General features: G+C 38.6%; 17 protein-coding genes. 3 read left to right on the top strand and 14 right to left on the bottom strand.

Translation table 11 applies throughout. The annotated features are described in order from the left end of the window. The first annotated feature begins 313 nt into the window (after window positions 1–313). Window positions 314–1,294, top strand: coding sequence for an acyl-ACP desaturase (locus HDE68_RS25195; RefSeq protein ID WP_183885284.1), 981 nt, complete (start codon window positions 314–316; stop codon window positions 1,292–1,294). A 119-nt stretch (window positions 1,295–1,413) separates the two neighbouring features. Here HDE68_RS25195 and HDE68_RS25190 read toward each other — a convergent pair whose 3' ends face one another. The 11 genes from HDE68_RS25190 to pyrR all read right to left on the bottom strand — a co-directional run bounded on the left by HDE68_RS25190 (window position 1,414) and on the right by pyrR (window position 18,202). Then, window positions 1,414–4,806 (bottom strand): methylmalonyl-CoA mutase family protein, encoded by a 3,393-nt coding sequence (locus HDE68_RS25190; RefSeq protein WP_183885282.1) that lies wholly within the window; start codon window positions 4,804–4,806, stop codon window positions 1,414–1,416. Window positions 4,807–5,006: 200 nt separating this feature from the next. Further along, window positions 5,007–6,671: an alkaline phosphatase PafA gene (pafA, locus tag HDE68_RS25185; protein WP_183885280.1), complete on the bottom strand. Its 1,665-nt coding sequence runs from the start codon at window positions 6,669–6,671 to the stop codon at window positions 5,007–5,009. A gap of 90 nt (window positions 6,672–6,761) precedes the next feature. Beyond that, window positions 6,762–8,048 (bottom strand): bifunctional folylpolyglutamate synthase/dihydrofolate synthase, encoded by a 1,287-nt coding sequence (locus HDE68_RS25180; protein ID WP_183885278.1) that lies wholly within the window; start codon window positions 8,046–8,048, stop codon window positions 6,762–6,764. Window positions 8,049–8,086: 38 nt separating this feature from the next. After that, a complete protein-coding gene (locus HDE68_RS25175; protein WP_183885276.1) occupies window positions 8,087–8,908 on the bottom strand; it encodes an energy transducer TonB in 822 nt (273 codons plus the stop codon). Continuing rightward, window positions 8,908–9,309: an ExbD/TolR family protein gene (locus HDE68_RS25170; protein ID WP_183885274.1), complete on the bottom strand. Its 402-nt coding sequence runs from the start codon at window positions 9,307–9,309 to the stop codon at window positions 8,908–8,910. The genes HDE68_RS25175 and HDE68_RS25170 overlap by 1 nt, the downstream gene beginning before the upstream one ends. Then, complete coding sequence (locus tag HDE68_RS25165) at window positions 9,309–10,019, bottom strand: MotA/TolQ/ExbB proton channel family protein (RefSeq protein ID WP_183885272.1); 711 nt, start codon at window positions 10,017–10,019, stop codon at window positions 9,309–9,311. Before HDE68_RS25165 ends, HDE68_RS25170 begins: the two co-directional genes overlap by 1 nt. Before the next feature lie 2 nt (window positions 10,020–10,021). Then, a complete protein-coding gene (locus tag HDE68_RS25160; protein ID WP_183885270.1) occupies window positions 10,022–11,596 on the bottom strand; it encodes a hypothetical protein in 1,575 nt (524 codons plus the stop codon). 77 nt (window positions 11,597–11,673) lie between these two features. Then, on the bottom strand, window positions 11,674–13,467 hold the full coding sequence (locus HDE68_RS25155; RefSeq protein ID WP_183885267.1) for a TonB-dependent receptor: 1,794 nt from the start codon (window positions 13,465–13,467) through the stop codon (window positions 11,674–11,676). 11 nt (window positions 13,468–13,478) lie between these two features. After that, window positions 13,479–16,499 carry a tetratricopeptide repeat protein gene (locus HDE68_RS25150; RefSeq protein ID WP_183885265.1) on the bottom strand — a complete coding sequence of 1,007 codons (3,021 nt, stop codon included), beginning with the start codon at window positions 16,497–16,499 and terminating at the stop codon, window positions 13,479–13,481. Between the two features lie 218 nt (window positions 16,500–16,717). After that, entirely contained in the window at window positions 16,718–17,650 is a 933-nt protein-coding gene (locus HDE68_RS25145) for an aspartate carbamoyltransferase catalytic subunit (RefSeq protein WP_183885263.1), read from the bottom strand. Between the two features lie 3 nt (window positions 17,651–17,653). Continuing rightward, window positions 17,654–18,202 carry a bifunctional pyr operon transcriptional regulator/uracil phosphoribosyltransferase PyrR gene (pyrR, locus tag HDE68_RS25140; RefSeq protein ID WP_183885261.1) on the bottom strand — a complete coding sequence of 183 codons (549 nt, stop codon included), beginning with the start codon at window positions 18,200–18,202 and terminating at the stop codon, window positions 17,654–17,656. A 280-nt stretch (window positions 18,203–18,482) separates the two neighbouring features. Between pyrR and HDE68_RS25135 the strand changes: the two genes are divergently transcribed. Next, a complete protein-coding gene (locus tag HDE68_RS25135) occupies window positions 18,483–18,878 on the top strand; it encodes a thiol-disulfide oxidoreductase DCC family protein (RefSeq protein ID WP_183885259.1) in 396 nt (131 codons plus the stop codon). A 94-nt stretch (window positions 18,879–18,972) separates the two neighbouring features. Here the strand turns inward: HDE68_RS25135 and rpsA are convergent, their stop codons facing one another. Both rpsA and cmk read right to left on the bottom strand, forming a co-directional pair. Further along, window positions 18,973–20,907, bottom strand: a complete 1,935-nt coding sequence (rpsA, locus tag HDE68_RS25130) for a 30S ribosomal protein S1 (protein ID WP_183885257.1) — start codon at window positions 20,905–20,907, stop codon at window positions 18,973–18,975. 159 nt (window positions 20,908–21,066) lie between these two features. Further along, window positions 21,067–21,753, bottom strand: a complete 687-nt coding sequence (gene cmk, locus HDE68_RS25125) for a (d)CMP kinase (RefSeq protein ID WP_183885255.1) — start codon at window positions 21,751–21,753, stop codon at window positions 21,067–21,069. A gap of 70 nt (window positions 21,754–21,823) precedes the next feature. Here cmk and HDE68_RS25120 point away from each other — a divergent pair, with 70 nt between their 5' ends. After that, window positions 21,824–22,246, top strand: a complete 423-nt coding sequence (locus HDE68_RS25120) for a peptide chain release factor-like protein (protein WP_183885253.1) — start codon at window positions 21,824–21,826, stop codon at window positions 22,244–22,246. 6 nt (window positions 22,247–22,252) lie between these two features. On the opposite strand, the gene HDE68_RS25115 is transcribed toward HDE68_RS25120, so the two are convergent. Then, window positions 22,253–23,206, bottom strand: coding sequence for a lipid A deacylase LpxR family protein (locus HDE68_RS25115; RefSeq protein WP_183885251.1), 954 nt, complete (start codon window positions 23,204–23,206; stop codon window positions 22,253–22,255). Window positions 23,207–23,266 lie beyond the last annotated feature (60 nt).

The raw sequence follows: 23,266 nt of genomic DNA, 5'->3' as shown, positions 1-23,266 counted from the left end.
GAGCCGATGGTACTGCGGTAACACGTGGGAGAGTAGGTCGGTGCCAAATCTTAAAGAAAGCCTGTAGGAAACTACAGGCTTTTCTTGTTTATAGGTTTTTCAACTGTAGTAAAGCTTTTTTAAACAATATTATCGCTAAAATTTACAACAATTCTCCTCTTTCGTACGTTGTATGAACAGATGCATTAAATTCTTTAATAATTTGCTCCTCTAGCCCAACATTTTTTTAGCTTAATCTGCTATTAAATAGCGTCAGAAAGGCATTATGAAATAATTTTGGTTATCTTTGGTGTTAAACTAAAACACACATATAATGAGTTTTTTTGCTGAAAAAAGACGGGAAGTAATGCTTCACATTGAGCAGTATATGCTCGATATGATGGGTACTTACCTGAAACCGATTGATACAAATTGGCAGCCAACTGATTTTTTGCCTGTTTCTACCAGTGATACTTTTATTCAAGATATAAAATCCCTTCGCGAAACTGCAAATGACCTTTCATATGATCTTGTTGCCGTGTTAATTGGCGACACTATTACAGAAGAAGCACTGCCTACTTATGAATCATGGTTATCTATGGTTGATGGTATTACAAGAGACGAGCAGGGTGGCTGGATGAAATGGGTTCGACACTGGACTGCCGAAGAAAACAGACACGGTGATTTATTAAACAGATATCTTTATTTATCAGGACGTGTTGATATGCGCCAGATGGAAATCTCTACGCAATATTTAATTGCTGACGGTTTCGATATAGGTACTGGTCATGATCCATACCGTAACTTTATTTACACCAGTTTCCAGGAACTGGCAACCAATGTATCCCACAGAAGGGTAGCATCTTTAGCTAAAAGAGACGGAGATACTTTACTTTCTAAGATTTGTGGTGTAATTGCCTCTGATGAAGCAAGACATGCAAAAGCTTATAAAGATTTTATGTCTAAAATATTTGAAGTAGATCCTAATGAAGCTATGATCGCCTTTGAAGATATGATGCGTAAAAAGATCGTGATGCCTGCTCACTTCCTGAGAGAAATGGGAATGAAAATGGGACAGACTTTCGGTCACTTTACAGATGCTGCACAACGCTTAGGTGTTTATACTGCAGTTGATTATGTAGAGATTATGCAGCAGCTTATTGTAGAGTGGAAAATTGAAAGTATGCAGGATCTGAATGAAGCCGGTGAAAAGGCCCGTGATTATATCATGGCTCTGCCAAGCCGTTTATTACGTGTTGCAGAAAGAATGAAAGCCCCTACTATGGACTATAAATTCAGCTGGATACACGCTTAGTACAATAAAACAATTCCGATACTAACCAGAGAAGAATATCTTATTATAAAAAAGGCCCGGATAATTTATCCGGGCCTTTCTGTTTAGCGCTAGCTTTGTTTACCCATATTTCTGTCAGTCTACATATTCCTTCTGTATTGTCCGCCTACTTCATATAGAGCATTGGAAATCTGTCCGAGTGAACAGATCTTACAAGCTTCCATTAAAGCTTCAAAAGTATTACCTCCAGTAATGGCTACTTTTTGCAGATCTTTCAATACTTGTGCAGTATGGTCAGCATTTCTTTTCTGGAATGTATTCAGGGCTTCAATCTGGAATTGTTTTTCTTCTTCTGTAGCACGGATAATTTCTCCGGGAACAACTGTTGGAGATCCATTTTTATTTAAGAATGTGTTTACACCCACAATCGGATATTCGCCATTATGTTTCAGGGTTTCATAATATAAACTTTCTTCCTGGATCTTACCACGCTGATACATGGTTTCCATAGCACCTAATACTCCGCCACGGTCATTGATACGTTTAAATTCGGCCAGTACAGCTTCCTCTACCAGATCAGTTAAATCTTCAATGATAAATGCACCCTGTAAAGGGTTCTCATTTTTCGCCAGGCCTAATTCTCTGTTGATGATCAGCTGAATAGCCATTGCTCTTCGTACAGAGTCTTCTGTTGGCGTGGTAATAGCCTCATCATAAGCATTGGTATGCAGCGAATTACAGTTGTCATAAATCGCATATAAAGCCTGCAGGGTAGTTCTGATATCATTGAAATCAATTTCCTGTGCATGTAATGATCTTCCTGAAGTCTGAATATGATATTTAAGCTTCTGTGAACGATCATTCCCTTTATACTTGTTCTTGATCGCCTTTGCCCAGATACGTCTGGCTACGCGGCCTATTACAGCATATTCAGGATCTATTCCGTTAGAGAAGAAGAACGAAAGGTTAGGCGCAAAGTCGTCTATATGCATTCCCCTGCTCAGGTAGTATTCTACAAAAGTAAATCCATTGCTTAAGGTAAAGGCCAGCTGTGAGATCGGATTCGCACCCGCCTCGGCAATGTGATATCCTGAGATAGAAACAGAGTAGAAATTTCTTACTTTCTCGTCAATGAAATACTTTTGAATATCACCCATCATTCTCAATGCAAATTCTGTAGAGAAGATGCAGGTATTTTGCGCCTGATCTTCTTTTAGGATATCCGCTTGTACTGTACCACGAACAGTACTGATAGCATAGGCACGAATCCCGGCATATACGTCCGCTGGTAAAACCTGGTCGCCGGTAACACCTAATAGCAATAAGCCAAGCCCATTGTTCCCTTCTGGTAAAGCTCCGCTGTAAGCAGGTCTTTTAATCTTTTTTTCTTTATAGATCTGGTCAATCTTCTCTTTGACTTCTTCTGTAAGGTCATTCTCAATGATATATTTCTCACATTGCTGATCAATGGCCACATTCATAAAGAAACCTAAAAGCATAGGGGCGGGGCCGTTGATGGTCATAGAAACCGAGGTCGATGACGCACACAGATCGAAACCTGAGTATAGTTTCTTTGCATCATCCAATGTTGCAATACTCACACCCGAATTTCCTATTTTACCATAAATATCCGGTCTGATATGCGGGTCTTCCCCATAAAGTGTTACAGAGTCAAATGCAGTGGAAAGACGGTGTGCGGGCTGTCCAAGGGAAACATAATGAAAACGCTTATTTGTTCTTTCTGGTCCGCCTTCTCCGGCAAACATTCTTGTCGGATCTTCTCCATCACGTTTCAAAGGAAATACACCTGCTGCATAAGGGAATTCACCAGGCACATTCTCTGTGAGTAACCAGCGCAGAATATCTCCCCAGTCTTTATACCTTGGCAAAGAAACTTTAGGGATTTTAAGCTGTGATAAAGATTCATAGAATAAAGGTTGTTTAATTTCCTTATCCCTGACTTTATAGACAAAGTATTCTTCTTTATATTTCTGAACAGTTTCTGGCCATTCTCTCAGTAACCTGCGGCACTGACCATCTAATTGTTCTTCTAAGTGATTATAGATATCTCTCAGAGACGTTTTTAAAGGTTCTGTATCTTTTCCTTTTTTTGCAGACTTTTCATGTTCACAGAGTTCCAGTACCCCGCTAAGCTGATACAGCTTTCTGGCGATACCGCTTTGCAGGTCTACCCATTCATTATAAGCCTGACTGGATTCTGCAATTTCTGCTAGATATCTTGACCTGTCTGGTGGAATAATATAGATCTTTTCTGACTGACCGGCAGTCATCGGCATTCTTGCTTTGAAGTCTGTTCCTGTCTTCTCTTTGATCTTTGACATCAACGCTGTAAACAGGTTATTCATCCCCGGATCATTGAACTGAGAAGCCATCGTACCAAATACGGGAATAGTATCGTCTTTAGCATCAAACAGGTTATGATTTCTTTTATACTGTTTACGGACATCGCGCAAAGCATCTAAAGCGCCGCGTTTATCAAATTTATTAATCGATACCAGATCGGCGAAATCGAGCATGTCAATTTTCTCCAGTTGGGTGGCAGCACCAAATTCTGGCGTCATCACATATAAAGAAACATCACAATGTTCTGTAATTTCTGTATCGGACTGACCAATACCTGAGGTCTCTACAATAATCAGATCATAGCCGGCTGCTTTACAGATATCAATGCTCTCCCTTACATTTACAGACAAGGCCAGGTTCGCTTGTCTTGTAGCCAGCGAACGCATGTAAATTCTTGGGTTATTGATAGCATTCATCCGGATCCGGTCACCAAGCAATGCACCGCCTGTTTTTCTTTTAGAAGGGTCAACGGAGATAATTGCCAGTGTTTTGTCTTTGACTTCCATCAGAAAGCGCCTTACCAGTTCATCTACCAATGATGATTTACCTGATCCGCCTGTACCGGTAATACCCAGAACAGGGGCCTGACTTTTACTGGTCAGTACTTTCAGTTCATTGACAAAGGCCTGGGCACCTGCAGGATCATTTTCAGCAACAGTGATCGCAGAGGCTATGCTTCTTACTTCCTTGCGTGGAATCATTTCCAGCTCGTTGGTAATCGATTTAGTGGTGATAAAGTCTGTTTGCTCCAGCATATTATTAATCATACCCTGTAAGCCCATTTTGCGGCCATCATCGGGAGAGTAAATCCGGGTAATACCGTAAGCCTGGAGTTCCGCAATTTCGGTCGGTAAAATTACACCGCCACCACCTGCAAATATTTTGATTTTTGTAGCTCCTCTTTCCTGAAGCAGATCGTACATATATTTGAAATATTCGATGTGTCCACCCTGATAGGAGGTCATCGCAATACCCTGGACATCTTCCTGAATTGCACAGTTCACAACTTCATCTACAGATCTGTTATGTCCAAGGTGGATAACTTCTGCTCCTGAAGATTGCAGGATACGGCGCATAATATTTATAGTTGCATCATGGCCATCAAACAGGGCTGCTGCAGTTACAAAACGAATCTTATTTTTGGGGACGTAGCTCTTAATTGGTTCCATTCGTGAAATTATATTTGGTTGGTAAATGTAATAAAAACTAAATAGTAAGTTTGAATATTGAATTCAAAATATAATATAGAATTTATTAATGACCGCTTTAAAATATATAAGGCATAAAAAAAGACAAACCCTGGCTGAATATCACTGCCTTTTTTCAAAAGCAGCATAGCGGAGAGAGTTTGTCTTTATTCGTGTTTTTTTTATTGATGCGTAAGCTCTGTAATAGGTTCCCCTACACAGCCGCTTGGCATCTGAATATGAAGCATTGCAGCTATAGTAGGTGCAATATCTGTCATATGGTATGTTTTATTCGTCTTACCAGGCTTCACATTCCAGCCCATAAAAACTAGTGGTATATGCGCATCATAAGGGTTCCATGCACCATGTGTTGTACCTGTTTTTCCACCGTCAAACCAGTTAGGCTGTAAAATGAAATAGATATCTCCGCTGCGACGTGCATTGTATCCGTTCGTAATCATTTGTTTTTGTACAGCAGTTAAGGTGCTTTCAGAAATACGTTCCAGATCTACAGCATCAGCAAATCCTTCTAAGGTTTTTAAATATGTTATAGCAGCAGATTTGATAGCTTTAAAGTCAATCTGTTTGAAATCTTCATTATCATGGTTAAATATGATCTGATTGTTCATGGCTAACAATACAGGTTTCTTAACCTTGAATTTGCTTTCCAGAAAAGTATTCAGACTGTTAACAATTTCTTTGTCATCTACTACACCACCTGGCAGCTTGTTTTCTTTCATAAAACCAGGAACATGTGCTGCACCGTGATCTGCTGAAAGGAATAAAAGATAATTTCCTTTACCTACTGTTTTATCCAGGTAATTGAAGAAATCTTCTAAGTCTTTGTCCAGACGCAGATAAGTATCTTCTGCTTCGATAGAATTTGGTCCGTATTGATGACCAATATAATCAGTTGATGAACAACTTACTGCAAGAAAGTCTGTGATATTATCTTTACCTAAATCTTCTGCTTTGATGGCAGCTTTTGCAAGATCAAGTGTAATTGTATTTCCATAGGGAGTACTTCTGATCATATCGTAGTTTTTGCCTGTATAAAGTTTTAAAGGATGCGGAAAAGATGGCGTTTGTTCACCTCTGGTTTTACCTTCGTAATCTTTATTGTCGGCAGTGCTTTGTACATAGCTTTCAATTGGATAAAGTGTATTCCAGTTCTGCTCATAATACTTATTAGCCATTTTCAGCTTGTTATAGTCCTGTACCCAGGATGGCAGCTGGTTCATGTAATAAGTACTGGTAATCCAGTCTCCGGTTTGTCCATCGTACCAGTAAGCGCCATTAGGGGTATGACCTGCAGGAAGAATCGATCCGCGGTCTTTTAAAGAGATACCAATTACTTTACCTCTGAAATTTGTAGCCAGACGAAGCTCATCAGTAATTGTTGTGGCCAATAGATTTTTAGGAGACATCATACCTGCCCTGGTTGTAGAACCTACAGAAACTACAGCAGTATCTTCTGTACAGTAAACACCTCTTTTTAATTGTGGATCGTACCAGTCATTCCCAACAATACCAGTCACCGCAGGTACAGAACCTGTATAAATACTGGAGTGGCCAACAGCCGTATAAGTAGGTGTGTAAGGGATCAAAGTGTTTTCTGCCGAGAAACCATCGTTAATCAGGCGTTTGAAACCTCCGTTTGAATACCTGTCATAATAACGATAAAGATAATCCCAGCGCATTTGATCGACTACCAGGCCAATAACCAGTTTCGGACGGTCAATAGTCGCGGGATAAGCTCCCGTGCCTGTACTTTTTGCCTTTTTTTGTGCTAAAGTCACTCCGCACAGACAACAAAGTGCGGTGAATAACAAGTAAGTTTTTTTCATCAGTTGGTTTTTCAGTAATAAAGCTTGTTTGAACTTTTTTAAGTTCAAACAAGCTTTATCAGTATCAATTACATTATTTAGTTTGAAGCTTTAAAGGGCTTCTGCTACCACGAATGTGCTGCCGCCAACAAAGATTAGATCATCGGCCTCAGCATTTTCTCTGGCTGCATTCAAAGCTAAGGTTACCGTTTCGAAAACGGGACCTTGTAACATAAATTTTGCCGCCTTTGCCGCCAGTTCATCAGCTGGCATTGCTCTTTCCAGCTCAGGTTGGCAGAAGTAGTACTTTGCATGGATTGGTAAAAGTTCCAGTACACTTGTAATGTCTTTATCGCTCAGCATACCAATTACCACATGTAAATTGTGGTGTGGTGTAGCATTGATATTTTCAAGCACCTCCTGGATACCAGCTATATTATGACCTGTATCACAAATAATCAACGGGTTTTCACCAATAGTCTGCCATCTGCCCTGTAAGCCAGTAATCTGTACTGTATTGGCAAGTCCGCTGTAAACTGCTTCATCAGAGATATTAAATCCATTCTGATTCAGTGTGAGTACAGATTGGATAACTGTAAGTACATTTTTTAGCTGATAGAAACCAGTAAGGTCCAGTTTAAGATCTTTGAATAAACAGGTGTCATTTTGATAGACCGAAGTACGCAGTTCCATACCTTCACGGACAGTATCTCTGACATGAAGTTCGTCACTGGCAAAAGTTAACTTACTGGCTGTTTCTGCCGCCTCATCTATAAATATTTGTGCTACTTCTTCTTGTCTTTCGCCAATTACGGCCGGGATTCCGGGTTTGATAATTCCTGCTTTCTGACTAGCTATCTCCTGCAGGGTATTGCCCAGCAGGTTCATATGGTCATAGCTGATATTGGTAATTACGGATAGTTCCGGATGAATGATGTTTGTTGAATCTTTTCTGCCTCCAAGGCCTACTTCAATAACAGCAACATCAACATTTTCGGCTGCAAAATAGGCGAATGCCATTGCAACGGTTACTTCAAAAAATGAAGGACTGATAGATTCGATCAGCTCTTTTTCCTGTGCGGTATAATCAACAACGTATTGCTGAGTAATCATTTCGCCATTTACCCTAAGCCTTTCTCTGAAATCTTTGAGATGGGGGGAGGTGTACAAGCCGGTTTTATAACCCGCTTTTTGTAAAATAGCTGCCAGCATATGGGAGGTAGAACCTTTTCCATTTGTACCGCCGACATGAATGGTTTTAAATTTGTCTTGAGGGTTTCCAAGGTTTTCACACATTGCGATGGTGTTGTGTAAATCCTTCTTCATTGCAGCTGCGCCGATACGGGTAAACATCGGAAGTCTGCTGTACAGGTAATCCAGGGTTTCTGAATAAGTCATGGTATGATTTTATTGTGCAAGTTTTTAAAGAAACCTAATTACTTCACTTTAAAATTGAAAACTACAACACCAACCTGCAAGTCAGGAGCATTATCAGATTGATTCAAACGGGCACCCATTACGGCAGTTTTACATTTAGCCCAAAGATCTAAATCCTGCAAGGTTGTCCCTCTCACACCAGGGGTGGCATCAACGACTATTCCTTGTTTATTAATGCTGATACGAACTGCTATTTTACCGGTTTTCTGTCCGTTATCCTGAGGGGTAACCAGATTGGTGAAACGTCTTAAAGCAATAGGTGTACCACCAAAACCAGAACCACCTTCACCATAGTTATTCGCTAACGGATCTCCGTTAACTGAACCTTGATTTCCAGGAGTTGTTCCAGTTCCATCGCCCTGTCCTGTACCTTTGTTTGCTTTACCTTTATACAGTGCATTTTGGTTTACTGTTGGTTTAGCGGGTTTATCCACAACTTTAGTAGTTGCAGCAGGGGTAGAGGGCTTATTTGTTTTTTTAGTACTGATACTGACTGCTTCTTCATTGTCCTGGGTAGCGATTTCCTTATCTGTACTTTCTACAGATTTTACAGGAGTAACTTCTTTTTCAGGAACTACTTTATCAGGAAGCTGTTTATTTGCATTGGGATCTGCAGAAGGTTCTTCGATACTGGTATAATCAGTTCCCATACCTTCTACAGAAGTACCATAATTAACTACCATCCCGCCCATACCTGCTTCTTCAACAGGTTTGAAAGTCCCGATAGCAATAAAAAAGCTTAATATCAATAAACCAGCCATGATCGCGGTGGATATTGCTACGGCTTTAGGATAATTATTTTCTTCTTTATGGTAAGTCATTATTTTTTTGGTTCTACAGCTAATACAACTTTCAGTTTTAACTGATTGGCTACATCAAACACGGCCATAGTATTTTCAATGGATACTCCTCTGGCTACATATAATACAATAGTCAGATCGGGAGAGGCCTTTTGGTAAGCTTCAATACTTGCTTTCATCTTATCCAGGGTAACAGGCTGTTTCTCTACAAAATAAGTCAGGTTATCATTGATAGAGACAGTAACGGTTTTTTGAGCTGCAGACTGTTGTCCGGAGTCTGAACGCGGAAGAAGTAGTTTGACTACCTGCGGATTTACTGCTGCCGAAGCCAGCAGGAAGAACAGCATCAGGAAAAACATGATGTCATTCAGCGCAGAAGTATGTACCTCGACTGTTCCTTTATTTCTTTTGCGTAGATTCATTATTTACCTGGTTCCTCTAATAGATCAATAAACTCTAAGGCATCTGTTTCCATTCTCAGGATGATTCTTTCTACCATCGCATTCAGGATATGGTATAAAACATAAGCAATAATACCTACGATCAGACCCGTTGCTGAGGTAATCATTTTAGTGTACAGACCACCTGAGATAGTTCCGATTTCAATTGCACCTTTAACAGATACATCATGGAAAATTGTAATTACCCCTACAATTGTTCCTACGAAACCAAGCATCGGTGCTATACCAGCTATAATACCTAAAACACTGATGTTTTTCTCCAGTTTAGAAACTTCCAGTTTACCTACATTTTCAATTGCTGCTTCAATATCCTTAATTGGGCGGCCAATACGTTTCAGGCCTTTTTCCAGCATACGTCCCAATGGGGAATTTGTATTTCTGCATAAAGCAATCGCATTTTCCAATCTGCCTTCATGGATGTATTGTTTAATCTGAAGCATCAGATTAGATTCAGTTTTAGAAGATTTTCTGATAGTCAGATAACGTTCAACGAAGATTACCAAACCAGCAAAAGCAAGGAAAGCCAGTGGAAGCATTACCCATCCACCTTTCATTAGTAAATCAAAGAAGTGCAGTTCTTGAGGTGCAGCAGTTACAGCTTGTTTTGCAACATTGGCGGTATCTGTTAATTGGTGTACTGTATCTGTAGCAACCTGTAGCAAAGTGATCATATTTATTGTTTGTTTTTATAAATGTACATTTTCGGTATCTTCAGTTTCTTTGTTAACCTTTCCAGCTCTAGCTTAGCTGTTTCATTATCCTTTAACGTTGCAATACTGATTTTTAGTTTCCTTCCCGACATATTTGTTACGACTTTAGCAGTTATGCCGCTCTTTTTCATTTGTTCAATGAACTTGTCTGCTTCTTTCTGATCGTGCATAGAGGCAGCCATAACTTCATAAACTACGGTACCTGTATCTGGGGTTTTGACTACGGCTTGTTGAGCGACTGAGTCTTTTTTAACCGGTTTTACTACTGCTGTAGCCGGAGTTGCCGGCACTGTTTTTTGAGTGGTATCAGCAGTAGCAGTTGAATCTGGTTTATATCTTTCCTGTATAGGGCGTTTAACAGGCTGTTCAGTTTTTGGTGTATTCAATGGGTTGTTTGCTATAATGCCATCAAACCATTCTGGTTTGACGATGTAAGCAACAATCATCATAATCACTAAAATCAGCAGGCCTAAAATAATTTTCAGATATAAAGGAGTTGTTTTGGCAACCGGTTCTTCTTCTTCCTCTGGTGTGTAAAGCTCTTCGTTTTTATTGTAAAACGGAGCAGGCTCAATAGTTTTTGTGTTCTCTTTTATATTCCAGATGACTTCTTCCTGGTCAGTAACTACATTTTTTGGAGCAGGAGATTTTGAGCGGTAGAAATTCAATGCTTCGATTTCTGCACGAAGTTGTTTTTCATCTTTACGCGGTGCAACCGGGCTGTCAGGGACAATGTTTTCATGGTGAGGAACAACTGTTTCTATGACAGGTTCTTCAACAGGAGGGGCCACTGGTTCATTAGAAGGAGTAATTACTGATTCTGCGACTGGAGAAACCACAGGCTCTTCTATAGGTTCAGCAGGAGTTATTTCTTCCGGATTTTCTATATGTTCTTCAACAACAGGAATTCCTAATGGTAATACTTCTTCTTCCTGATTAACTACTGGTTCTTCAGCAGTTACAGGCTCTTCTGAAGGTTCAACATATTCTTCAATCGGAGCAGTTTCAGGAGAAGTTACTGCAACAGATATTTCAGCAGCAGGTGTCTCATAAGGGATGACCTCATCAATATGACTATGTGCAATCTCTTCAACAGGCGGGGTTTCCGGCATGATTTCTTCTGCCGACGGTTCCTGCTCTGCTTTAACAACGGGTAAACCAAAAAAATCGAAACCGTAACTCAGTTTCTCTGATGGTTCAAAGTGAAGCCCGTCATCGTCTTTGTATAATTTCCCCAGGTCGCCAAATTCTGCTTCCTGGTGATCATTTAATTGCTGCAGAATGCCATTGCTGAATTCATCAATAAAGTAGTTGGCAGTATCGGTAGATACATTCCTTTTTTTACTGATAAATTCAGCTAATATAATCTCTTCATTTACTTCCTGCGTAAAAGAAATTGTATAACTTGGAGGTACAAACGAATGCGTTTCCGCATCATACCTTCCCGGTAATTTCTTTTTATAAATAGTTCCCAATCCGGAAACTCCTATAGTTTTGCGGGTTTGAATAAGTTCTGAGAGATAAGACAAGATATCCATTCTGGTAAAAATAAATTTTAATTCCGTATCAACCAATTATTATTGTAATTGCTTAGCTGAATTTTGGACAAGGACTCTTAGAACGAATAAGTGACTCCACCAAATACGTTAACACCAATTGCCTGATAATACAGGTATCTGCTGTATTTTTTGTTCAGCAGGTTATTAGCGTTAGCGAATGCAGAGAATCTGTTATTGATTTTATAAGTCGCACCAATTCCCAGATCTACAAAACCTTTTACATTGACTACCTGCTCAATAGCAGTGTTTGGGATAAGGTATGGTGATGCAGGAGCCTGAGTATAGATTTTTGCATTCGAAGCATCCTGGATAACTACAGCAGCATTAAAACCTATTTTATCAGTCACGTTGTATAACAGGTTTGAACTTATACGTAACTGAGGTTTAAACCAGCTTTGAGTTTCTGATGCTGGCTTGTAATCTTCTACGTTGATTTTACCTGTCCATTTTAACTGATCACTTACCTGTACTGAGATTTCACCTTCTAAGCCTAAAAGCTTCATATTCCCAAAGTCGTAGATCACATCAAATTTACTGAAATCATCATAGTTGTTCACGAACAATGGCATGTCAGTAATTTCTTTACGGTATACTCTTGCCTTGTACCCAAAACCAGGGCCGCCAGTACCTTTAATACCTGCACTGAAACTTAATTTTTCAATAGAGTTTTTAATGGAAATATTGCTATTCAGGAATGGGTTCTCATCACTCAGTTCTTTCAGCGAGTTTCTGTTCACATCTCCTTTGATCTCTCCAAAGATTTGCAGGTAATCAGGAATAATGGTGAAGTCTGCAGTTACAGCAGGAAAGATTCTTGATTTGGAAACTGTACCAAATTCCTGAACAAAGTTAATGCCCGCTGTAATTTTTATACCACTAGCCTGTAAACGGATATATGGGTTTAAACGAAGCAGGTTATTGGATACATTCGTTAATACATCTTTTGTATTGCCAAATTCACCGGATGCTGCTAAACCGAAATTGAAGCTGCTGATTCTTTTATTTAAATAACCATTAATCACTACAGAGTTTTCTCTGGCAGAAAACTGGTCTCCCCAGATATAACCATTCACTTTGGCTGCATAACTTAATGCATCTGCATCTTCACTGTGTTTATTCACTACTTCTGCTTCTCCTTCAATAAAGTTAAAAGACTGTTTCGCAGGATTAGGGTTTCTATCTGGTTTAGTTTCGTCATAACCATAGAAATAAAGACCCTTTCTTTCATAATTGATACGACCGCTGAATATTGCTTTCTCGCCAATGCTGCGACCGAAAACACTTAATTGCTGCTGGTTGAATTTCTGTCCGTTTAATTTTCCGGACTGACTAAAGTGTTTGAAGAAACCACCTGCCTGTAAATCTTCAGAACGGCCCATATTGATATAAGCTTCACCAAGAACTGTACTTGCAGAACCAAATCCGCCTTTTACATAATTGTTGATGATTTCTGATTGTCTTTCTGCGGCTACTTCCTGTGCATAAAGTTTGTCAATGTCAGAGTTCAGTTCCAGTTTTCTATCTGTAAGACTATAATTGAAACGTGCTTTATAAGTTTTTACATCATTCAGGTCAGGACTTCTTCTCAGTTTAACTGCTTCTGCTAAAACCGGCTTATAAGGTCTTACTACTTCAATTTCTTCTGTGACTTGTTTATCCTCAGGATTTTTATCGGCAACTTTTTTCTCAACAGGTTTCTTCTCTGCTGTTTTCTTTTCAGCAGCTTTTTTTTCTGTAGCTTTCTTCTCTGTAGCCTTTTTCTCGGTCGTTTTTTTATCCTGAGCCTGAATGGTCAGTGTACCCGCGGTTAATAAGAAAACAGTAGTATATATTAATTTGTTAAATCTCATGGTTCTTTGTCTTATTTAATTTTTTCTAATTTCTCTTTGGCAGTAGCGACAATTTCATCTTTACCGTCATAGTTATCAATAATACTTAAGAGCGTACTTTTCGCCTGCAATTTGTCTTTTAATGCGACATAATTATCTGCCAGCAGGATAAACGCCTTAGCTACCCAGTAATCGTAAGAAGGCATGTTATTGACTAAATCAAAACAAGTTTTCTGAGATGTTTTATAGTCATGTTTTTTGTATTGAATTTCTGCCAGTGTATATTTAGCTTCGGCAGCTGCCAGTGTTTTTGTTTTACCAACCACATTAGTGAAAGATTTCACAGCCATTGTTGTATCTGCTTTTAACAGATAAGCTTTACCTGCGTAAAGGTCTGCACTGTTTACTTCTTCTTCAGAAGCTTTATCAGATTCTTTAGTCAGTAATACATATTTAAGCATATCATCAGGCATGTTTAAAGCAGTATAGGCTTGCAAGAGGTTATTGATTGCAAATGAATAATGTGCTTTATAATCTGCTGTGGTTTCCAGTCTTTTCAGATACACAATTGCTTCATTGTATTTTTTCTGTGCCAGGAACATTTTAGAGATACTCACCAGTGAACGTTCTGTATAATCACTTGTCCAGTCATTCAGAATAAATTCATAATCAGGAATAGCTTCATCAGGACGGTTCAGTTTAACCAGTGATTCTGCTCTGATAAATTTAGCTTCTTTCGCATGGATAGCTTTTGGATATTTATCAAAGTAAGCATTTACACTTTCAACTGTTCCCTGAGCATCACCTTTCAGGTAAGTGTTTTTAGCAGCCTGGAAAACTATGTTATCCTGTTCTGCTACGGTATAGTTACCTATAGGGGTAGTGTTTGCATAAGCAATAAAGCCATTGGCATCACCACGGTCTACATAAATATTTTTGATAGATTCTAAAGCTTGTTTGGCTTCTTCAGTACTTGCATAATCACCAATTACTTTTTTGAAGGTTGCCAGTGCTTCTTCATCTTTATCCTGGTTGTATTGTACAAGACCAATAGTGACTAACGCTCTTGGTACATAACTGCTGTTTGGATATTTAGCGATTAAGGCTGTCAGGTCAGTTCTTGATTTGTCCAGATCACCTTTATTGAAATAAGTATAGGCAATTTCAAAACCTGCATCATCCGCGTAGTTTGAAGCAGGGAATTGCTGTAACAGGCTGCCCATAGTGGCAATTTTAGTATCGTCCTGTCCCTGTAACCCCTGGATCATTCCTCTTTGGAACAAAGCATAATCTTCGCCTGTTGATCTGTCTGCGATAATTCTGTTATAATAAGTCAACGCATTTCCATAGCTCTTACTTACAAAATATGAATCTGCTAAACGCATGGTTGCATCAACTACCGTATTTTTGTCTTTATCATTTCCACTCAGGAAACGCTCGAAATAAGTAGCTGCTTTTGCATATTTTTCATCCTCGAAAGCTGAATAAGCTAAGGCATAATTTGCAAAGTTATATACCTTGGTTTTTTCTGCATCAGGCATCGCAAGGAATTTCTCGAATGTTCTGACTGCTTCTCCGTATTTACGCAGTTCATACATAGCTTCTGCCATCCAGTAAGTGCTTAAGGCATGAATTTCTGAATCACTTGGAAGTGCATTGGAACGCTGGAACATAGAGAGTGCATTCGGGAAAGCACGCTCGTTATAAAATTCCAGACCTCTGAAATATAATACTTTTTGATAAGCCTCTTTAGCCTCTGGTGATTTATTAGGGATCGGATCTAAAATATCAATAGCTGCCTGGTAGTTTTTGCTAGTCAGCAAAATTTCACCCAATAATGTTTTGGCCTCATTTATTTTACGTGAGGTTGGGAATTGTTTTAAGAAGCTCTGTGTAGATTCTAAAGCCTGCTGATTAAAGTCAAGTTCATAACTTAATCTGGCATAATTGATCCAGGCATCTTCCTGGGTTACTTTGTCAAATTCAAGACGGGATGCTCTGAAAAATGCACTTCTTGCTTTTGATTTATCACCCAATTTAATAAAAGCACGTCCCAGGGTATGCATTCCGCTTTGCAGATATACATCATCAGCAGTTAATTGCTCCAATATACCTACCGATTCTCTGTACATGCCTAATTCAAACAATGAATAACCGTACTGATAAATGAAAAGGTTGTTTTTGGTTTTAGTGGTACCGCTTTTTGTATAGAAATCACTGAAATACAGTGCTGCATTTTTATAATCTGATTTAGCAAAATAAGAAGCTGCAATTAAGCTCAGCATTTCTGCTTCAAATTGTTGCTTCGTATCTTTTAAAACAGGAATAGCATAATTGATTACATCATCATAACGCTCATCCAGGTAATACATGGAAGTGATATAATAAGGATAGCTGGCTTCATAAGTTTTAGAACCTTTCAGTTTTTCAAAATTACTCAGTGCTGTTTTATATTCTTTATTCAGGTAATTGATATAAGCGAAATAATAAGTTGCACTTTCCTGAAACGGACCGTCAACTTTTTTTACTGCTTCGAATAAAGGCTCTGCTTTTTCTATGTTTTTTAGTTCAAAATAAGAATAACCCTGTTTGAACTGATATTCTGTTCTTTGTTTTTGAGAAAGGGTAGAAGGATCAGTTTTTTCAAACCATTCTAATGCTTTCTGATAATTTTTTTGTGCGAAATACGATTTACCAACATGGAAGTAGGCAAGTTTTGTATTTGGGTTTAAAGGGTAGTCTTTAATGAAGGTTTGAAATAAACTTTCTGCATCACGATTGCCTAATTCCAGTGCACATACAGCTGCATAAAATTTAGCATTCTCTTTTAACAGAGAAAGTTCTGCGTTACTTTCCTGAGCAGTTCCGGGTTTCTGTCTTAACTGTTCAACCAATCTGAATTGTTGAGCTGCAGCGACATACTTTTCATTTTGAAGTAATTCAAGGCCGGTCTGATAGTTTTTATTGAGGTTTACTAACGCACTTACCTGCGCATAACCTGCGGTAAGGTTACCAGCTAATAAAAGCGGAATAAAAAAGTATTTTTTCTTCATTGGTGTTTAATTTCTTTAAGCGGTTATGAAATTAACATGAACCCTTTGTATTGCTGTTTTAAGGGCAATAGGTACCTGATAATTGCAATGATTTCAAATATGGTTGCTGCTAATATAATTATTGTAAAGGGTCTTATTAACATAAGAAGTTAACAAGTGTTGATAACACTGTTTAACGTTAATTTAGCCGGAATGGTATAAGATCAAAGGGAATGATTCTAATCTTTCTGAGATGCAAGCAAATAAAGTACAGCCATTCTGACAGCCACACCGTTCTCTACCTGATCTAAAATGATTGATTGTTTACTGTCGGCAACATCGCTGGTAATCTCAACTCCTCTGTTAATCGGACCAGGGTGCATGACAATAATTTCTTTGTCCAGGTTGTCCAGGATCTGTTTGTTCAGACCGTACATCATCGCATACTCTCTTAAAGAAGGGAAGTATTTGATGTCCTGTCTTTCCAGCTGGATACGCAGCATGTTGGCTACGTCACACCAGTTTAAGGCTTTGATCAGGTCATGTTCTACTTTTACCCCCAGGGCACCGATATGTTTTGGAATCAGCGTTGTCGGACCACAAACCATAACTTCAGCACCTAGTTTTTGAAGACAAAGTATGTTAGAGATTGCAACTCTGGAATGCAGGATGTCTCCGACGATAACCACTTTTTTGCCTCTTACGTCTCCTAGTTTTTCACGGATCGAGTAAGCATCAAGTAAGGCCTGAGTTGGATGCTCATGCGCACCGTCTCCGGCGTTGACAATCTGTGCGTTGATATGTTTACTCAGAAATACACCAGCACCTGCGTATGGATGTCTCATTACAACCATATCCACTTTCATGGCCAGGATGTTATTGACTGTGTCAATCAGTGTTTCTCCTTTACTTACTGAAGAGGAAGATGCAGCGAAGTTAATCACATCTGCTGAAAGTCTTTTCTCTGCCAGTTCAAATGAAAGTTTGGTACGGGTAGAGTTTTCGAAGAAGATATTTGCGATCGTAATATCTCGAAGGGAAGGGACTTTTTTAATGGTCCTGTTAATGACACCTTTGAAATTATCTGCAGTCTCAAAAATCAATTCAATATCATTCAGGGTAATATCTTTAATGCCTAAAAGATGTCGTGTTGATAGTTTTTCTGCTGCCATTTCTTATTTATTTCGGTCTGATATTAAAATTACTTTGTCTTCTCCTTCTGTTTCTTTCCAGCTTACTTTTACCAATTGGGAATCTAAGCTATCTACCTGCTGCCCGATATAATCAGGTTCAATAGGTACATGTCTTGAGAACCTTCTGTCGATTAAAACCAGAAGTTCTACTTTGGCTGGCCTGCCAAAAGCAAGCAATGCATCCAATGCAGCCCTGATGGTACGCCCTGTCCAGAGTACATCATCGATTAGAACGACATTGCATCCTTCAATGATAAAGTCTATAGTATTGCTGTTTGCTGAGACAATTCCATCTTTCCTTCTGAAGTCATCTCTGAAGAAAGTGATGTCAAGATTACCTTTTCTGATCGTCTTGTTTTTTAGAATGTCTGAAAGTTCTTGTTTGATTCTGTCTGCGAAGTAACTGCCGCGGGGCTGTATACCAATGAGTACGGTATTAGAAAAATCGTTGTGATTCTCAATTAATTGATGACAAAGTCTCTTAATTGTGATTTGGAATTTTTTACCGTCTAGCAGGGTTCTCTTTTGCATTGACAAATTGATTAGGCAAATATAAAAAATCGGATTGAATTATGTGTCCGCAATTTTAATTAATTTCAATGAGGTTCTGCGTTTTAATTGTAAAATAAAGCTAATTGCCTGATTTATATAAAGATTTAGCTTGATTATTTTTGTGAAAAGGGTTAAGATTTAAAGTATTGTTTCGGGATATCTGTTGTTATATACTAATTTTGCAATTATTAACATGGCTTTCCGTTATTAGTAAAATAAAAGACAAATAGCCTGAATCAATAATTGACTAAATTTCACCATGCAGCATTCTATTCTATTTTTTGACGGTGTTTGTAATTTATGTACGGGCTCTGTTAAATTTGTTATTCAAAGAGATCAGAAAGACCAGTTCCGGTTCGCTGCGCTGCAAAGTGATGTTGCCCAGCAGTATCTCGGGCCTTTTGGGTTATCGTTAAGTGAACTGAGCAGTATCATTTTGTTTGAGAACGGAAAAGTTTACCAGCGTTCTACTGCCGCATTAAGAATTACCAGACATTTGAGTGGTGCATGGCCGTTGTTGTATGGTCTGATGATTATTCCTGCCTTTATCAGAGACTTTGTCTATAATCAGATTGCTAAGCGGAGATATGCAATCTGGGGGAGAGAGGAGAGTTGTATGGTGCCTACTGCTGAACTTAAAGCTAAGTTTCTTTAACCTGTGACCAGGGAATAATCAAGACACGAATTTCATGACATAAAAAAAGAGGGTGCCTTTTGGACACCCTCTTTTTAATATATAAGCCTGAAGATTATTTAGCTTTGTTTTTGCTTTCTTCGCCTTCCATTTGCTCTTTCAATTGTGCAAGAACACCTAGATCACCAAGAGTTGATTTCTCAACTGAATCTTTAACTTTTTTAACTGCATTGCTTGAAGCTTTGGCATCTTTTTTCTTAGTAGCTCTTTCTTCAGCAGCAACTTCAGCTTTAGCCTCTTCCCAGATACGGGCGTGAGAAACAACGATACGTTTAGCATCTTTGTTGAACTCAATGATTTTGAAATCATTAGTTTCTTCAGCTTTGATAGTAGTACCATCTTCTTTAGCCATGTGTTTAGTTGGAACGAATCCTTCTACACCATATGGTAAAGCAATAACAGCACCTTTATCAGTTACTTTAACAACAGTTCCCTGGTGAATTGAATCTAACGTGAAGATAGTTTCAAAAGTATCCCAAGGGTTTTCTTCTAATTGTTTATGACCTAAGCTTAATTTACGGCTATCAACGTCTAATTCTAAAACAACTACGTCTAATGTATCACCAACTTTAGTGAATTCGTTAGGGTGGTTAACTTTTTTAGACCATGAAAGATCAGAGATATGGATTAATCCATCAATACCTTCTTCAATTTCCACAAATACACCGAAGTTAGTCATGTTTTTAACTACAGCAGTATGTTTGCTTCCGATAGGATATCTTTCAGCAACATTTTGCCATGGATCTTGAGTTAATTGCTTAATACCTAAGCTCATTTTGCGTTCGTCTCTGTCTAAAGTTAATACTTCAGCTTCGATTTCATCGCTAACTTTCAAGAATTCCTGTGGACTGCGTAAGTTTTGTGACCAGGACATTTCTGAAACGTGAATTAAACCTTCAACGCCAGGAATGATTTCTAAGAATGCACCGTAATCAGCTACAGTAACGATTTTACCTTTAACTTTAGATCCAACTACAAGGTTAGTATCTAAACTTTCCCAAGGGTGTGGAGTTAATTGTTTTAAGCCTAATGCGATACGTTTTTTCTCGTCATCAAAGTCAAGAACAACAACATTGATTTTTTCATCCAAGCTCAATACTTCTTTTGGATGCTCTATGCGGCCCCAAGAAATATCAGTAATGTGAAGTAAACCGTCAACACCACCTAAATCGATGAATACACCGAAGTCAGTAATGTTTTTAACAGTACCTTCTAATACCTGACCTTTTTCAAGTTTAGATACGATCTCAACTTTTTGACTTTCTAAATCGTCTTCGATTAAGATTTTGTGCGATACGACAACGTTTTTAAATTCGTGGTTGATTTTCACAACTTTGAATTCCATTGTTTTACCTACATAAACATCGTAATCACGGATCGGTTTGATGTCGATCTGAGAACCAGGTAAGAAAGCTTCAACACCCATGATGTCAACGATAAGACCACCTTTAGTACGGCTTTTAACAAATCCGTTGATGATTCTGTCATTGTCAAGGGCTTCGTTGATAGATTCCCAAGATCTCTGAGTTTTTGCTCTTTTACGAGATAAAATCAATTGACCATTTGCGTCTTCCGGAGCTTCAACAAATACATCAACTGTGTCACCGATTTTCAAATCAGGTGTATCACGGAATTCAGAAGTTGATACTAAACCGTCAGATTTAAATCCTACGTTTAATACAACGTCTTTATTGTTGATTGATACAACAATACCGCTGATAATTTCACCCTGGTTGATTTGATTGAAAGTATCGGTATACATGTCTTCAAACTTTTTACGGTCTTCGTCAGAGTATTTTCCGAAAGCTTTATCGTCTGCATCCCAGTCAAAGTCCTGATCTGGTGTTGCTAGTGATGATTTGATCTGTTCGATCGACAATGAATCTGCTTCAGATTCAATGGTTTCTTTTTCAGTCAGACGAGCGTCTGTACCTTGTAATTCGGCTTTTTTAGCCTCTAATTCTTTTTCTGCTACTTGTTTTTTTGCCATTAATCATTTAATCTCCTTTTCCCTTTAGGGATTGCAAAGATAGAAATTAATATTTTTAATGAAAGAATTTTTTAATAAATGTTGTTGATTTTGAACAGTTTGCCTTAGTTAATATGTATTTTGAATGACAATCGGGTGTTAATTCCCCATATTCTTCTTTTAGGCCAGCTGTGGAATGAAAGGAGTGACTTTGTTTAAGGCAAATTCAAGCTGTTCTGCAGGCGTAATTTCTGTATTGTCCAGAATGATAGCATCTTCTGCACGCACAAGCGGACTTTCTTTTCTTGTAGTATCTGCATAATCGCGGTGTGCAAGATTCTCAAAAACTTCTTCCAGTGTAGTCGTTGTATCGCCTTTGCTCTGTAATTCTTTGAATCTTCTTTCTGCCCTGACCTTAGGGTCTGCTGTCATAAACAGTTTGACCTGTGCATCAGCAAATACAGTGGTACCAATATCACGACCGTCCATCACGATGTTTTTGGACTTACCCATGCGCTGCTGCTGTTTGACCATTTCTTTACGTACCTGCTTTAAAGCAGATATTTCGCTTACATTTTCAGAAACAGGCATTTGTCTGATTTCTTCTGAAACTTCTTCACCATTCAGGGTGATATGTGATTCGTAATCTCTGGAGTGAAAATTGAGTTCAATGTGTTTGAGGGCATCGGCTACGGCTGTCTCATCAGCTACATTGGTATGGTTACGTATAAAGTATAAAGTAACCGCCCTGTACATTGCACCGCTATCTATATAGATAAAACCCAATGTTTTTGCCAGTGCTTTTGCCAGCGTGCTTTTACCGCATGAAGAATAACCATCAATGGCTACAACCACATTTTTTCTCATATAGTTGCAAATATACGGTTTTGAGGGTTTTTTAAAATAGTTTTAGAGAAAAAGAATTATTATTGCGGCTATGTATAAAGATAGAAAAGAACTCGTTAAATCGCTTTCCTTTAAAACTTCCAGAAGCGGAGGGAAAGGGGGGCAGAATGTCAACAAAGTCTCCAGTAAAGTGGAGGTGATCCTCCATGTAGCATCTGCTGAATTTTTTACTGCTGAAGAAAAAGCATTACTGGCAGAACGTCTGGCAAACCGTATAGATTCGGAGGGTAATCTTCATGTGGTTTCGCAAGAAGACCGGAGTCAGCTGGTTAATAAGGAACAAAGTATTATTAAACTGATGGCTTTATTAAGGACTGGTCTTCATGTGGAGAAAAAAAGGAAACCGACACATACACCTAAAAGTGTGATCCTGAAAAGGAAAAGCGACAAAAAATCAATTGCTGTAAAAAAGGAAAACAGGAAAAAGCCAGGCATGGATGCCTGGTTAAATTGATCTTGTCTAGTTAAATCTGTAGGACACGGTAATAGATCCCCACTGATGTGCCCTTGCTGTACTTTTAATTTCTTTCGTTTTAAATATCACGCCAAAGTCGGCAGTAAAACGATCCACACTGTAATCCAGTCCTAATTGCTGCGCAAATACGATAGGTTTCTGACTGAAAGTTACCGGACTGTTATTGTTAAACATACTTCCTTCAATCGTTGCATCATAAGCCACAAAATTTAACTGAGGTTTAGCATAGAAAAATATTTCTCTTTTGACCAGTGATTTGGTTTTGGCATGATTGCCGATCACTGCATGGGTATAAGCTGAATTGAATAATTGGTTCAGGTTACCTGTTCTGAAAAGTAAGCCTGCGCCTGCACCACTAAAGGTCGTTCCAAGATTTGCATATCCTTCGAAAGATAATTCAACGGCATTGCCAGCCGTACGTGTCAGTAATTTAGTGTACTGGGCAGAAAGGTTAAGTGTCAGTTCGTTTTTGATCTGGTAATCCCATCCGCTAATGTCATAAAAACCAAAAGTTTTATGCAGTAGTTTCTGGCCTGCCTCACCTAAAGAGTTTTTTCCTGTAGTTCCTATTTGTGCGCTTGCACTGATGATACTTTCATCACTATAAAACCAGTTCATTGTACCGCCAACATATAAGTATCCTGCAAAAGGACGATCCTGTGTAGCCGGATCAGGGGCAAACCCTGAATAAGGGTTGAACATCATTTGTCCAGCAGTGATTTCATAGGTTTTTTTTTCCAGGCCGGCCTTTAGATTTTGCTGATCTGTAGCATGACGGAAGTAGAGAAATAACCCATTCGTATAATAGCGGTCAGAACCCTGAGCCAGATACGAATCATTATCACTTTTAAAACCAACCTCATTTTTAAAAGATTGTGAATAAGCAAAAGAAGAGAAGAATAATAGAAAGAAAAGGATTGAATATCCGGTGTATTTCATGTGAATTATAAAAAAAAAGCCCCGGTTATTCCGGAGCTTTAAATATATGAGTTAAAATTT

This window comes from Pedobacter cryoconitis (assembly GCF_014200605.1).
GTDB classification, from domain to species: Bacteria; Bacteroidota; Bacteroidia; order Sphingobacteriales; family Sphingobacteriaceae; genus Pedobacter; species Pedobacter cryoconitis_B.
The sequence above is the reverse complement of the archived record's forward strand: the minus strand, read 5'-3'. Positions and strand labels throughout refer to the sequence as shown.

What these genes read in the sequence shown, in the direction of transcription:
- HDE68_RS25175 (WP_183885276.1), bottom strand. Translation starts at nt 8,908, where the DNA reads ATGACTTACCATAAAGAAGAAAATAATTATCCTAAAGCCGTAGCAATA.
- HDE68_RS25160 (WP_183885270.1), bottom strand. Translation starts at nt 11,596, where the DNA reads ATGGATATCTTGTCTTATCTCTCAGAACTTATTCAAACCCGCAAAACT.
- HDE68_RS25155 (WP_183885267.1), bottom strand. Translation starts at nt 13,467, where the DNA reads ATGAGATTTAACAAATTAATATATACTACTGTTTTCTTATTAACCGCG.
- HDE68_RS25165 (WP_183885272.1), bottom strand. Translation starts at nt 10,019, where the DNA reads ATGATCACTTTGCTACAGGTTGCTACAGATACAGTACACCAATTAACA.
- HDE68_RS25170 (WP_183885274.1), bottom strand. Translation starts at nt 9,309, where the DNA reads ATGAATCTACGCAAAAGAAATAAAGGAACAGTCGAGGTACATACTTCT.
- pyrR (WP_183885261.1), bottom strand. Translation starts at nt 18,202, where the DNA reads ATGCAAAAGAGAACCCTGCTAGACGGTAAAAAATTCCAAATCACAATT.
- HDE68_RS25180 (WP_183885278.1), bottom strand. Translation starts at nt 8,048, where the DNA reads ATGACTTATTCAGAAACCCTGGATTACCTGTACAGCAGACTTCCGATG.
- HDE68_RS25120 (WP_183885253.1), top strand. Translation starts at nt 21,824, where the DNA reads ATGTATAAAGATAGAAAAGAACTCGTTAAATCGCTTTCCTTTAAAACT.
- HDE68_RS25190 (WP_183885282.1), bottom strand. Translation starts at nt 4,806, where the DNA reads ATGGAACCAATTAAGAGCTACGTCCCCAAAAATAAGATTCGTTTTGTA.
- HDE68_RS25135 (WP_183885259.1), top strand. Translation starts at nt 18,483, where the DNA reads ATGCAGCATTCTATTCTATTTTTTGACGGTGTTTGTAATTTATGTACG.
- HDE68_RS25195 (WP_183885284.1), top strand. Translation starts at nt 314, where the DNA reads ATGAGTTTTTTTGCTGAAAAAAGACGGGAAGTAATGCTTCACATTGAG.
- pafA (WP_183885280.1), bottom strand. Translation starts at nt 6,671, where the DNA reads ATGAAAAAAACTTACTTGTTATTCACCGCACTTTGTTGTCTGTGCGGA.
- HDE68_RS25115 (WP_183885251.1), bottom strand. Translation starts at nt 23,206, where the DNA reads ATGAAATACACCGGATATTCAATCCTTTTCTTTCTATTATTCTTCTCT.
- HDE68_RS25145 (WP_183885263.1), bottom strand. Translation starts at nt 17,650, where the DNA reads ATGGCAGCAGAAAAACTATCAACACGACATCTTTTAGGCATTAAAGAT.
- HDE68_RS25150 (WP_183885265.1), bottom strand. Translation starts at nt 16,499, where the DNA reads ATGAAGAAAAAATACTTTTTTATTCCGCTTTTATTAGCTGGTAACCTT.
- rpsA (WP_183885257.1), bottom strand. Translation starts at nt 20,907, where the DNA reads ATGGCAAAAAAACAAGTAGCAGAAAAAGAATTAGAGGCTAAAAAAGCC.
- cmk (WP_183885255.1), bottom strand. Translation starts at nt 21,753, where the DNA reads ATGAGAAAAAATGTGGTTGTAGCCATTGATGGTTATTCTTCATGCGGT.